5 protein-coding genes are annotated in these 14,541 nt (G+C 43.6%); all 5 read left to right on the forward strand.

Features of this window, described 5'->3' with window-relative positions:
- The first annotated feature begins 341 nt into the window (after positions 1-341).
- The gene (locus BMW45_RS06710; RefSeq protein ID WP_092241544.1) at positions 342-10,130 is read left to right on the forward strand and encodes a doubled motif LPXTG anchor domain-containing protein; all 9,789 of its coding nucleotides are present in this window, start codon (positions 342-344) and stop codon (positions 10,128-10,130) included.
- Between the two features lie 499 nt (positions 10,131-10,629).
- Entirely contained in the window at positions 10,630-11,562 is a 933-nt protein-coding gene (gene xdhB, locus BMW45_RS06715; protein WP_092241546.1) for a xanthine dehydrogenase subunit XdhB, read from the forward strand.
- On the forward strand, positions 11,555-12,019 hold the full coding sequence (xdhC, locus tag BMW45_RS06720; protein ID WP_092241548.1) for a xanthine dehydrogenase subunit XdhC: 465 nt from the start codon (positions 11,555-11,557) through the stop codon (positions 12,017-12,019). Before xdhB ends, xdhC begins: the two co-directional genes overlap by 8 nt.
- Positions 12,020-12,261: 242 nt before the next feature.
- Complete coding sequence (locus BMW45_RS06725) at positions 12,262-12,990, forward strand: GntR family transcriptional regulator (RefSeq protein ID WP_092241550.1); 729 nt, start codon at positions 12,262-12,264, stop codon at positions 12,988-12,990.
- A gap of 155 nt (positions 12,991-13,145) precedes the next feature.
- Positions 13,146-14,534, forward strand: a complete 1,389-nt coding sequence (locus tag BMW45_RS06730) for an NCS2 family permease (RefSeq protein WP_092241552.1) — start codon at positions 13,146-13,148, stop codon at positions 14,532-14,534.
- The last annotated feature ends 7 nt before the right edge of the window (positions 14,535-14,541 follow it).

Raw genomic sequence — 14,541 nt, forward strand, 5'->3', positions numbered from 1 at the left:
TGTTCCTAAGGATTAGTAATACCCTTAAAAAAGAATGTAAAATATTTAAGCGTGATGAGAAGTAAAATGGGATAAGTAACCATTCTGTAACCATTGAGATTTATAATGGAAAAAACATACCAATCAGAGGCAAAGTCCTAATTGTTACTATGTTTTGTAACCTTTATTCGCTGAATAAGTCCTGTATAGGTAAACTCCAACTTACAGGTAAGATTTACTGTCGGATTCGAGGCAGCAGCGGTAAAAATAGATTTAATATGGAGTTCTTAATATGGCAATCCTGATTTTATAGGTCAGGATAAGATAGATGAATAAATATTAGCTAAGGAGGGGAACTTTTTATGAAAAAAGTGAGAGGTAAATTCAGGCGAAGCCTGGCGGGTTTCCTTGCTTTCTGTGTAACCGCCACATCATTTAATACGGTGTCATGGGCGGATGTAGGGAATGCGTTAGATACTCAAAATGTTACATTTATAATGTCCGGAGAGGATCTAAAGGAATCTGCTCAGGCAGCAGTTGATGAAGGAAATACACTGGATTTTGATGATCTGGGCATTACTTCGGAAGAAAATACATCAAAGGAATATAAGAAATTATTTGAAGATGGTTCCGTATATGAATTCATGCCTTCTTATGATACGGATGAGGATGAAATCGCTGATGGAGCGCTTTTAAGGATGTTTATCCAAGTAAAGGATCAAAAGGAAGGATATCAGCTTACCGGAAATGAAAAGATAATCTTTCTGTATATGAATGATTCAGAAGGAACTATTAAATTTCGTACTGATATTGACGGATATTTAACAGAAAAAGTTTCCGTCAAAGGAAATACTTTTTTACTGGAAAAGGAAATAACGGTACCAAGCGGGAAAGGGAAGGAAGAAAATCAGACCCCCGGGAAAGGTGCTGCAGAAGAAGAAACGACTGCTGCAGAAGAAACACCGGATGTAATACCGGATACAACAATTGCGCCGAGTGAAACCGAAGAAAACACAGAGTCTGCCGTTGCACCAGAGGAAGCAACGGAGGCTCCAGAAGAAACAACGGATAAAACAACGGATAAAACATCGGATAATACACGGGATGAAATGTCAGCTCCGAATGAAAGTAAAGAGAACGCAGAGGTACCCGCTGCACCAAAGGAAACGTCTGAGAGCAAAGAGCAGAATTCTGACAATGGCTCAGAGGTTAGCGAGCCTAAGGAAGCTGCCGTGGAAAATACGGATGCAAAAACAGAACAGATCTCCATGTCCCGTCACTTGGTGCATGTATTGACAGCTCCTGTTGAAGATACTGTTTCTGATGATGTTGCCACACCGGGTAATGCTAGCGAAACCGTGGAGGAAGAGGAGAAAAACGGATCTGACTCTCAAAATAACACAAAAAAGGCCACTAAGGGAGAAGAATACAGACATGTTATCGTGGATGAGTCTTATTATGCTAAGGCTTATGTTGTAACCTTAAAGGACTTAACGGCCGCTCAGAAAGACGGCCTTACACTTATCGTTAATCATCACGCTTATTATAATGATGAGGAGAAGGTGGAAACTGAGACCTTAACAGGTTTTGATGCTGGGGAAGAGGTCTTTGCCAGAGATTATAGCTGGAATAAGGATACATTAGAATATTTGGGAGGCCCTCAGGATCATATCATAATCGGGGAACAGGAAGAGAACAAACTTGATCTTTATTATGAAGAGATTGTTCCGGATAAGGAAGAGGAAGACGTAGTGGTTCAGCCCAAATCCTATGTGTCTTTAAGAGCCAGATCCGCTTTCAGCCTTCTTAGCGAAGACAGTACAACACCTGGAATGGTATTTCCAACAAAAACTGCTCAATGGGTAGATGAAAACAATGGAATCGCCAAAATTGAATTTTCCATATTCGGAAATCCGATTCGCCAGGGCAGTGATGTTGTATTAGTAATAGACAGTTCCGGAAGTATGGCGGGTAAAAAGTGGACGTTAGCTGTAAATGCAGCCAAAGCCTTTATCACGAATTTGTATAAGCCGCAAGATGGTGTAGACTCAGATAACCGTTTGGCCATTGTTGATTTTGATTCCAGTGCGGCAAGGTATCCTTCAGGGTCCGGGGATTCTTTCATAAAGGCAGACGATACCATCAGGGTCAATCAATCGACGTATTCAGCAGCTAAATATTTTACGGATTATGTCTTGGCTTCGAGAATGTCTGCGCAAGGTGGTACTAATTATGATGTAGCCTTTGCGAAAGCAGAAGAGGCAATTAATGGGCGCTGGGATTCATCAAGACCTGCGTATATTGTATTCATGAGTGATGGGGAACCAAGGGATAATGAGTGGAGCCCTTACCGTACGGGACAGGCAGGAGCGGAAAGGCTGAGAAACGATGGTGTTACGATCTATTCTCTGGGACTTGATATTGGAAATTCAGCATTTAACCGATTTATCATGCCATTAGCCAGCGATCCGAAGAACACTTATGCTAAAAATATTAAGGATATCAACCAGCTGCCAGAGGTATATAACAATATTGCAAGCTCCATTAAAATTGCAGGTACAAATGCTGTGATTACAGACGTAATCAATACAGATGCATTTGATATTGTCACAGATTACAATGGTGATACATGGTATGACGCATCTACAGGTACTGCAACCAAGTCAGCGGACGGCCGTACAGTTACATGGAATTTCGGAAATATTTCAGAAAATAAGGAAACCCTGACGATTTACATACGAGTGAAAAAAAACGTACAGGGAGGCACATCGCCGTATACGAATAAGAATGCGGATGTAACTTATAAGGATCCCAATTATGTGATCAAAACGAAAGATATCCCAAACCCCCGATTACCTGTGGGAGAAGTAGGAAATATCACAAGGAACTACTATCTGGTAAATAAAGATGGATATCCTATCAGTTCCACCGAAGCAACGGGTCAGATCGTTGAATTCAACAAACGTGTTGTATTAGGAACCGATTTATACGAAAGCGATTCGCTGCCATTTGGAACCTACGCTGTCTCCGCTCCGGCAGTGATTCAATATGAAGACAGCAAATATCAGTACGTTGCCGCCAGTGCAGGTACCGGTAAGAACGGATCACCAAATCCGTCCGATGTCAGCTTAAACGCCCAGAATAAGGCCGTTAATCTATATTTTGGCTATCAGTTCATTTCAGATGTTACGGTAACATTTGATGGAAATGGAGGTACTCCTTCTGTCAGCACTGTTACAATTCCGAGGGATACAGCACTTGGAGATAAACTTGCAAAGGTGGCAAGGGATGATGACTATATTTTCATGGGTTGGAATACCTCTCCTGATGGAAAAGGAGCCGCTTTCACAGATAAAACTATCGTATCTGAGAATAAGACTGTTTATGCACAGTGGAAGGCTAAAACCACAGTGGCTATTACTGCGGATCAAGTAATTAAAACTTACAACGGCCAGCAGCAGTCAGTTGATGGGTCTTCTTTCACAACAAGCGGTCTTCCGGCAGGTTATACATTGACTGGTGTTACGGCAGTAGGTTCAGGAACGGATGTAAAGGACGGCGGTTATCTCATCACCCTTTCCGGTAGTCCCCAGATCCTTAATGATAGTGGAAATAATGTAACAAATCAGTTTAAGTTTACTACGGCTTCAGGCAAACTGACGATTGAACCGAAGGCAGCAACCATTGAAGTAAACGATGCCTCCAAGCCCTATGGAACCCCAGATCCGACTTTCAGCGGAACAGTATACGGTCTGATCGACCAGAATGATTTTGGCAGCGTCTTATATAAGAGAGGTAATCAAGGGATTGAGGCGGTAGGAAGATATCCGAATGTCATTGTGCCGGCGTATATAGAGAATCGTAATTATACCGTTACAGTGAAAAAAGGAAATTTTGAGATCAAGACAGCATCGTTTGAAAATGCTTCCTTAACAGGAAATGGCGGTTCCTGGGAATATGACGGAGCTTCTCATGCGGCAGGAGCAACACTTGAGAATGCACCTGGTTATACTATTTTCTATCAGGAAGGAGATGGACCCTGGACTACGACAGCTCCAAGTGTCACCAATGTATCGGAGGGAGCGAAAACCGTTCAAGTAAAGGCGACGAGGACAGGATATGTGGACCTGTATGCAAGTGATATAACGATCAAGATAACTCCGAAGGTAGCAACCATAAAGGTAAAAAACAGCTCCAAGCAATTTGACCAGCCGGATCCTGAATTTAAAGGTAAAGTAAGCGGCCTTATTAATGACGCAGACTTAGGTACAGTCACTTATTCCAGAACCAATTCTGAAGAGGGAGTGGGTAAGTATCAAGCGGTTTTAAATGCGAACTATATCCAAAATGACAATTACACCGTAACTGTCATGAAAGGAGATTTTGAGATCAAGTTAGCCAAGGATCCGGATGTGGACTTAAAGATTAAGGGCGGAAGCTGGCCCTATGATGGAAAGGCTCACAAGGTATCGCTGGATGTATTTGATGGGATCTTTGCGAAACTGCAGAAATACAAGATTGAATACAGTATAGACAAAGGTGAGAACTGGTCCGAAGATATTCCGAGTGTGAAAAATGTAGATGATGGAACCCTGACAGTAATTGCCAGAGGAACAAGGACTGGATATGAGGACTTAGTATCAAATGAAGTTACTTTGAGCATCACTCCAAAAGAAGTCACCATTACCGTAGAAGATGCTTCCAAACCGTTTGACCAGCCGGATCCGGCGTTCACAGGAAACTTAAACGGTCTTGTGACAGAGGGCGACCTGGGAACAATCAGCTATGTGAGAACCAACGACGCAGAAGGAGTCGATGTATATCCGGGAGTTCTGGATGCAAAGTACACGAAAAACTCCAACTATGAAGTAACCGTTATCCCGGGAACCTTTGAAATTAAAACAGCTTCCATGGAAGGTGCGAAAGTAAATGCCGTAGGCGGTGAATGGATCTATGACGGAAATGTACATACAATAACCGCTGATTTAGAGAATGCGGACGGCTACGTAATCTACTATCAGACAGGAAATGAAGAGTGGACGACAACAACACCGAGCATATCAAACGTTCAGGAAGGAACCGTAATCGTATCTGTGAAGGCTGTAAAGCCCGGGTATGAGACCCTTACCGCTGAGCCGGCAGAAATAAAGATTATTCCCAAGGCCGTGACCATTACCGTAGAGGGTGCCTGGAAATATTATGGCAGCAATGACCCTGTTTTAGGCGGAACCGGGCCGGATCTTGTAAATGCCGGAGATTTGGGAACGATCAGCTATGTGAGAATAAATCAAGCGGAAGATGTAGGGGAGTATGTGGAAGTTTTAGATGCCAGGTACCAGGAGAATCCCAATTATTCCGTTACTGTTACTAAGGGAAACTTTGAGATCAGGACGGCAACCATGGAAGGTGCTGAACTGACGGCAGAAGGCGGCGAGTGGATCTATGATGGCACGGCCCATGAAGCAAAGGGATTATTAAAGAATGCGGACGGTTATACCATCTACTTCAAATCCGCAGACAGCGACTGGAGCATGACACCTGTAAGCGTGGCCAACGTGTCCGAGGGAATGGTCCCCGTATCTGTTAAGGCAGTAAAGAGAGGCTATGTAGATCTGACTGCAGATGATGTAACTCTTAAGATCAATCCCAAGGAAGCTTCCGTTAAGGTAGATAGTTTCTGGAAATTCTATGGAGAGACAGATCCTGCATTCACCGGAGCACCAGACGGCCTTATAAATGCCGGAGATCTTGGAGAAATCAAGTACGTGAGAACCGGTAATGGTGAAGATGTAAAGAAATATCCGGGAGTTCTGGATGCAGTATTTACAGAGAATTCCAACTATACCATAACCGTTACAAAGGGCGATTTTGAAATAAAAACAGCTTTGATTCCCAACGCTTCCGTAGAAGGAGCCGGCGGCGATTGGGTGTATGACGGGGCCGCTCATGCGGCTGAAGCAAAGCTTAACAATGCTGAAGGTTATACCGTATATTACAAGGTTGGAAATGGTGACTGGAGTACCACACCACCAAGCGTGACGAATGTATCCGATGGACTGGTTACCGTATCCGTGAAAGCGGAAAGAACTGGTTATGAGCCCCTGACATCAAAGGATATAACTCTTAAGATCAATGCAAATCCAGTGACCATCACAGCAGATAATTCCTCCAAGAACTTTGGTGAAAAGGATCCTGTATTCACCGGAATGGTGGATGGTTTGATAAACCAGAATGATCTTGGAAAGATCATTTACATAAGAAGTAATGAGGGGGAAGAAAGCGTAGCATTTTATGGAAATGTAATTGTACCGGCCTATACTGCAAATGACAATTACATTGTAACTGAGAAGTATGGCAGCTTTGAAATCAAGACAGCATCAATTCCCAACGCTTCCGTAGAAGGAATCGGAGGAGAGTGGGTGTATGACGGATCTTCTCATGCAGCAGGAGCAGAGCTTAAGAATGCGCCTGAGTATACAGTTTTTTATAAGCTGGAAGATGGTAAGTGGACAGAAACAGCACCACGCGTAGCCAATGTATCCGATGGTCCATTAACCGTTTATGTAAAGGCAGTCAGAACGGGATATGTAACTCTGGAAGCAGAACCAGTCATAATCAGGATAACACCGAAGGAAGCAACCATAAAGGTAGATAATAACTGGAAATACTTTGATTTGGCGGATCCGGTCTTTGACGGTAAGGTAAGCGGTCTTGTTAACAAAACAGATTTAGGTACAGTCAGTTATATCAGAACCAATGATGACGAGGGAGTAGGTAAATATCAAGAGGTTTTAAATGCTCAATACACTTCAAATAGTAACTACAACGTAACCATTACAAAAGGCGATTTCGAAATCCGGTTAGCCAAGGATCCGGATGTGACTTTAAAAATCAAAGGCGGAAGCTGGCCCTATGATGGAAAGGCTCACAAGGCATCGCTGGATGTATTCGATGGAATCCTGACAAAACTGCAGAAATACAAGATCGAATACAGTATAGACAAAGGTGAGAACTGGTCCGAGGATGTTCCAAGTGTAGAAAATGTAGATGATGGAACCCTGACAGTGATTGCCAGAGGAACAAGGACCGGATATGAGGACTTAGTATCAAATGAAGTAACCTTAAGCATCACTCCTAAAGCAGTCACCATTACCGTAGAAGATGCTTCCAAACCGTTTGACCAGCCGGATCCGGCGTTCACAGGAAATTTAAGTGGCCTTGTGACAGAGGGAGACCTGGGAACAATCAGCTATGTGAGAATCAATGATGCAGAAGGAGCCAATGTATATCCGGGAGTTCTGAATGCAAAATACACAGAGAACTCCAACTATGAAGTAACCGTAATCCCGGGAACCTTTGAAATTAAAACAGCTTCCGTGGAAGGAGCGAAAGTAACTATTGCAGGCGGTGAATGGACCTATGACGGAAATTTACATGCAATAACTGCCGGCATAGAGAATGCGGACGGCTACGTAATCTACTACCAGGCAGGAAATAAAGGGTGGATGACAACACCTCCAGGCATAACCAACGTTAAGGAAGGTACTGTAACCGTATCTGTTAAGGCTGTAAAGACCGGTTATGAGACTCTTACCGCAGAGCCGGTAGAAATAAAGATCATTCCCAAGGCTGTGACCATTACCATAACAGATGCCTGGAAATATTATGGCAGCGATGATCCGGTTTTTAGCGGACCCGGCCCGGAACTTGTAAATGCAGGAGATTTGGGGACGATCAGCTATGTGAGAACAAATCAGGCGGAAGATGTAGGGAATTATGAGGAAGTTTTAGATGCCAGGTACGAGGCGAATCCCAATTATTCAGTTACTGTTTCCAAGGGGAATTTTGAGATCAGGAAGGCAACCATGGAAGGTGCTAAACTGACAGCGGAAGGCGGCAAGTGGATTTATGACGGAGCGGCTCATAAGGCAAAAGGTTTATTGGATCATGCAGATGGCTATACCATTTATTACAAAGCTGGTGAGGGTGACTGGAGTATCACACCACCAAGTGTGACCAATGTATCGGAAGGGTTAATGACGGTATCTGTAAAAGCAATGAGAAACGGTTATGAGGATCTGATCGCAGATGATGTAACACTTCAGGTCATTCCGAAGGAAATTGCCATTCATGTGAATAGCAGCTCCAGGTTTTATAATCAGCCGGATCCAGTCTTTACAGGAACCGTAGATCCCCTTGTAAATGAAGGAGATCTGGGGTCAATCAGCTATATCAGAACAAATAAAGAGAACGATGTGGCTGTATACACGGGAGTTCTGGATGCAGTATTTACAGAAAATAAGAACTATACCGTATCTGTTGTGAAGGGCAATTTTGAGATCAAGACGGCAACCATGGAAGGAGCAGTCCTTACAGCGGAAGGCGGCGAATGGACTTATGACGGAACTGCCCATGAAGCAAAGGGCTTATTGAATCATGCAGATGGCTATACCATGTATTACAAGACCGGTAACAGTGAATGGAGTACCGCGCCACCAAGTGTGACCAATGTATCAGACGGACCGGTAACAGTATCTGTAAAAGCAGCGAGAGTCGGTTACGAGGATTTGACTGCAGATGATGTGACCCTGAAAATAAATGCAAAAGAGGCATTTATCACAGCACATCATACATTTAAGTACTATGATGCTGCAGATCCTGAATTCTCTGGAACGGTGGAGGGTCTGATCAGCCAGATGGATCTGGGGAATATCGCTTACATAAGAAGCAATGAAGCTGAGGCGGTAGGAAGCTATCCGGATGTCATTGTACCGGCGTATACAGAGAATAGCAATTATATTGTTACTGCGAAAAATGGAGACTTTGAGATCAGGACAGCATCGCTTTTAAATGCTTCCTTAACAGGAACAGGCGGTACCTGGGAATATGACGGAGCTCCTCATGCGGCAGGTTCGACGCTTGAGAATGCACCTGGTTACACGACGTTCTACAAGACAGGAGACGGCGAGTGGACGGAAACCCCGCCAAGCGTAACCAATGTATCAGAAGGATTTGTAACTGTCCAGATAAAGGCAACGAGGCCTGGATACATGGATCTTGAAGCGAAAGCCGTAATCATCAGGGTGGCAGCAAAGGATATAACCATCCGGGTAGACAATAAGAGCAAGGAATATGGTACGGCAGATCCGGAGTTTACCGGCCAGGCTGATGGTCTGGTTGCGGAAGGGGACTTAGGAACCATTCGTTACCACAGGCTTGAGGCAGACAAAAAGAAAGAAGATGCTTCTGATCAGATAACATTAACAGCAGCTTATAACGCTAATGAAAACTACAAGGTTACTGTTATTAACGGGGAATTGAAGATCTATGCTGGGAATAACAACGGAGTAAGTGTTGCCGGGCAGACAGTAACCTATGACGGCCACGCATACGGCTTAAAAGATGCAGCAGCGCTAAAAGCTGGGTCCACCTTATTATACTCTCTGGATCAGGTAACATTCAGCGAGAAAAAGCCAGCCTTTACAGATGCAGGTACTTACTTTGTATATGTAAAAGCCCAAAATCCAAACTATGCAGAAACAGATGTAGTGAAAGGTACCGTGACAATTAACAGAAGGCCTGTCACCATTACTGGGGACAGTGCGGAAAAGAGGTATGATGGAACTGATCTAAGTGCCAATGCTGCTAAGATCACTCATGGACAGCTGGCAGAAGGCCAGAGTTTAAAGAGCGTTCTCTTGACAGGAGCTCAGAAATCGGTTGGCAGCAGTGACAATATTGCCAGCGATGCGGTGATCACATCCGGAGACCTTGATGTAACCGCGAATTATGAGATCACCTACGTTGCAGGCAGACTGACAGTGACCTATGTAAGCAGTGGCGGGGGTAACAGCGGAGGAGGCGGTAATAGCGGAGGCTCCTCTCCGAACACGAATCGTCCCTTTGTACCGGGCGGCCCGGGTGATAACTTTGTGACAATCACTCCTGATGCGGTACCATTATCAAATTTACCGGTTGAGAATGACATAGAAACCAACCTTCTGATAATTGATGATGGTAATATTCCATTAGCAGGTCTGCCGAAGACAGGCGACAAAATGCATGTACAGGGACTTGTGGCATTATTGTCCGGATTCCTGCTGGCGGCTTATGCAGCATTAAACAGCAGGAACAAGAGGGAGAACCGGTAAAAGAAAGGCTTTGGTTTTCAAGCAGCCGGCAAGTAAATTATAAACAAATACAGGGCAGAACTTTCCGATGAATCGGTTGGTTCTGCCCTGTTTTCTCATTTCGGCCCTGACACCGAGTCGTTTATAGACTGAATAAAGTACTGTCAGCACTTTATGGTATCCGTTCGAAGGTAAGCTTGAAGTAAAGAAGGAAGTAAGGTAAAAATGCAAGAAATATCATGAGGTTATTAGAAAGCAGTTGATTAGTAATATGTCATAAATAATAAGTTAATTGCTGTATAAAATTCATATAGACAGTTAGTTTTTAGTTTGATAATATTGATAGTACAAATATGTAATACAAGTATGCGACGCTAAAATTGTACAGATGTTTGCATCTATGTTTCATTAAAGGGGGATTTGATTATTCTTACCATGAAGAAAATCACTTTAAACGTTAATTACTGATTTTATGGGTCTTTAAGTTATTTCAGAAGCTAAATAAAGGGAGGACTATATTATGTATGATATTAAGGAAATCTACAAGCCATCCAATTTACATGAGACGCTTGATATAATGGCAGGCAATGAGGATGGAATCATTATTTCTGGCGGAACAGATGTTTTAATCAGGCTGAAGGAACGTAAGCTTAAAGAATGCAAGCTTATCAGCATACATAATCTAAAAGAATTACAGGGGATATCATATAATGAAGCTTCTAATGATATTACAATTTACCCTGGAACCTGCTTTGAAGACATTCATGGCAGCAATGTGATAGAGAAATACTGCTACTGTCTATGGCAGGCATCCGATGAAGTAGGAAGTCCGCAAATCCGGACCGTTGCGACGATAGGAGGCAATGTCTGTAATGGGGCTGTTAGCGCTGAGAGTGCGCCTTCCCTTCTGGTATTGAACGCCGAACTGGAAATAACCAATATAAAGCATGACGTCGTTCATAAAGAGCCGGGAAACATGATACCTCATTCCAAGCGGAAGGTACCGATCAGGGAGTTTTTCACGGGACCTGGAAAAACCGTATTAGAGAAGGGAAAAGAATTATTAACAGCAATTAAAATACCGGCCGCTCCCCATGGAAGTGGAAGCTATTATATTAAATTTGGAACCCGCAATGCGTTGGAAATATCTACTTTGGGGTGTGCAGTATTTGTAACTCTTAATGAATCTAAAAATGCCTTTGAAGACTTTAGGATTGCATTTGGAGTTGCAGCTCCTACCCCAATACGTTGTACGCAGATCGAGGGACAGGTAAAGGGGCTTCCTTTAACCAGGGAAACCTTGAAATTCATTGGGAATGAAATTCTAAAAGAAGTGAATCCCAGAGACAGTTGGAGAGCCTCCAAACAACTTAGAATACAATTAATAAAGGAATTAAGCCAGCGCGCCACGGAAGGTGCTGTTAAAAATGCGGGAGGTGCTATCATTGATTAAGGTCATACATATGAAGGTTAATGGAAAACAGGTGGAGCTGGGAGTTGATGACAGGGAGTGTCTGACAGATACCCTTCGAAACCGTTTAGGACTTACGAGCGTTAAGAAAGGCTGCGAAGCAGGTGAGTGTGGTGCGTGCACCGTGCTCATAGACGGAAAAGCCACCAACAGCTGTATTTATCTTACTACGTGGGCAGAAGGACGGGACATTGTTACTGTGGAAGGAATCAAAGGGGAGAATGGGAACCTGCATCCGGTTCAGCAGGCTTTTGTGGATGAGGCTGCGATTCAATGCGGATTCTGCACACCAGGACTGATCCTGACGGCTGTTGAGATTGTGGGGTCAGGAAAAAAGTACTCGCGGGATGAACTTCGTAAGCTTATCTCCGGCCATTTGTGCCGCTGTACAGGATATGAGAATATTCTTAATGCGGTAGAAAAAGTAGCCGGGCTGTAAAAGAAGATAGAAAATAGAACGTTAAGGATCGTGTTTATCTGCATTTAATAAGATTTATGTATTAAAGGCCAGCTGCTGTCGGTAGTTGGCCTTATCCGTGTGCGCCAGGTATGGGAGGACTATTCTTTCTGATGGAAATTTGTTCCTGATATTTCATGTGGAATCGTTCTCCTAAGTTGCAGATTACGGTTCGAAATGCTATACTATCAATGAATACTATGAAGGTTATAAGGAGGGGGAATATGGAAAAACCAAAGCAGTTATCAGATCGATACACACAGGAGATCCTCCATGAAATCCAGGCGGGGATTTACGCACATGCGGACAGGCTGCCATCAGAGCCGGATATTGCGAAGCGGTTCGGGATAAGCCGCACCATGGTCAGAGACTGCCTGTCAATTCTTGAGAGAGAGGGATTTATAAGCCGTAAACACGGTGTTGGGACCATTATAAATCAACATGTTCTAAAAGTGAAAGTCCGGATAGATTTGGAGCAGGAGTTCCTTGATATGATCCGTGGAGCAGGATATGAGGCGGCTATTGCGTTTGTTCAAGTGAGTCATGAAGCAGCTGATGAACAGGTTGCTAAAAAACTACGCATAAACAGCGGCGAGGGTGTGGTAGTAAGTAAGAGGCTGATAACAGCAGATGGCAAACCTGCGATTCACTGTTCCGATTACATAGCAGAGCGCAGCATAGCTGTGAGGGATTATGATTTGAACCTGCTTAAGAAGCCGGTATTTGAATTTATTAAGGAATACTGTGATACAGAGATTTACATGGATTTGTCTGAAGTCAGCGCTGTAGCAGCGGATGCTGAGATGGCGGAAAATTTTGGTGTGGAGATGGGAAGCCCATTATTATACATTGATGAAGTTGGTTATAATTTTGTGGGACAACCAATTCTGTACTCCAAAGAACATTATGCGGATGGAATTTTGAAGCATACCATATTAAGAAAGAAAATATAGGCTGTTTAATAACAATTCTTGTGAGAGTTCGACAAAATCGACTCTCTTTTTTTATGAGAAAATACATTGATTATCATTCATAAATTTGCTACTATTAAAGTACTACAAATAAGTAATACAAATAGGTATCATCAAAGGAGAGGAAGGGGTTTATTATGGAGAGGGGTAAACAAGCAGGGAGAGGGAGCACATTCCTGGAGAAACAATTTCATTTGAAGGAGAATCATACGAATGTGAAGACAGAGGTGATTGCGGGTCTGACCACATTTTTAACATGCACCTACATATTGGCGGTTAATCCGGCTATTCTTTCTTCCACGGGCATGGATTCAAAAGCGGTACTTTGGGCTACCGCAATCTCAGCGGCAATCGCCTGCTTCGCTATGGGATTGCTTACTAATTTCCCGTTTGCATTAGCACCGGCCATGGGGTTAAATGCCTATTTTGCTTACACAGTCTGTGGGGCCCTTGGACTGTCCTGGCAGAATGCATTGGCCTGTGTGTTTGTTGAGGGTGTTACATTCAGTATTCTAAGCGTCATTGGTGTGCAGGATAAGATTGTAAACGGAATTCCGGAATGTTTGAAACAGGCAATTTCAGCGGCAATTGGATTTTTTATTGCTTTTTCCGGTCTGCATAACGCAGGGATTATTGCGTATGATCCGGATAATCTGTTACAGCTTGGGAATTTGAGAGACCCTGGGGTGATTTTGGCACTGATGGGGATTCTGCTGACTGCCGGACTTGTGATTAAACGGGTGAAGGGAGCTATTCTTATCGGAATCCTTGGCATTACGTTTTTGGGGCTTCTCTTTAAAAATCCAGACACAGGGCTGGCCTATACGCAGTGGCAGGGACTAATTGCGATAGAAAATCCCGTTAAGGCATTAGCCCCTACCTTTGGTCAGCTGACGTTTAAGGGCTTGTTTGGAGGAGGTGTGGCTACAACCATTGGTGTACTGTTTGCAATATTCAGTTTTTTATTTGTAGATATGTTTGATAGTATCGGTGTCTTGGTTGGAGTAGGCATTAAGGCTGGTTTTGTGAATGAGAAAGGGGAACTGCCGGGAGCAGGCAAGGCTCTGTTCGTTTCAGCCGCAGGAGCAGCAGTAGGTGCAATATTCGGAACGCAGACTGTAACTGTATTCGGAGCTGAGAGTACAACCGGAATTGCAGAAGGCGGAAGAACCGGACTGACCGCGATCGTAATAGGTGTGTTTTTCCTTCTGTCCCTGCTTTTCACACCGCTGTTCTTAATGATTCCGGGAATTGCTACGGCTCCGGCCCTTGTCATGGTTGGTATTTTCATGATTGAGCCATTGATGCACGTGGATCTTGGGGATACTAAGATAGCATTTCCGGTGTTCATCTGTGTTGCTTTTATGGCGTTTACCTTTAATATCGCATATGGTATCCTCTTTGGTATGCTGGCGTATACAGGCGGACAGGTGTTTGCCGGAAACGCAAAGAAATTATCAGTACCAACCTGGATACTTTCGGCGGTCTTTATGCTATATCTCGTATTGGAGATTATATTCAGATAGCAGACAT

It is taken from the genome of Lacrimispora sphenoides (assembly GCF_900105215.1).
GTDB lineage: Bacteria > Bacillota > Clostridia > Lachnospirales > Lachnospiraceae > Lacrimispora > Lacrimispora sphenoides_A.

Bases quoted from the DNA above. Each gene is read 5' to 3' on its own strand.
- BMW45_RS06710 (WP_092241544.1), top strand. From the start codon at position 342: ATGAAAAAAGTGAGAGGTAAATTCAGGCGAAGCCTGGCGGGTTTCCTT.
- xdhB (WP_092241546.1), top strand. From the start codon at position 10,630: ATGTATGATATTAAGGAAATCTACAAGCCATCCAATTTACATGAGACG.
- BMW45_RS06725 (WP_092241550.1), top strand. From the start codon at position 12,262: ATGGAAAAACCAAAGCAGTTATCAGATCGATACACACAGGAGATCCTC.
- BMW45_RS06730 (WP_092241552.1), top strand. From the start codon at position 13,146: ATGGAGAGGGGTAAACAAGCAGGGAGAGGGAGCACATTCCTGGAGAAA.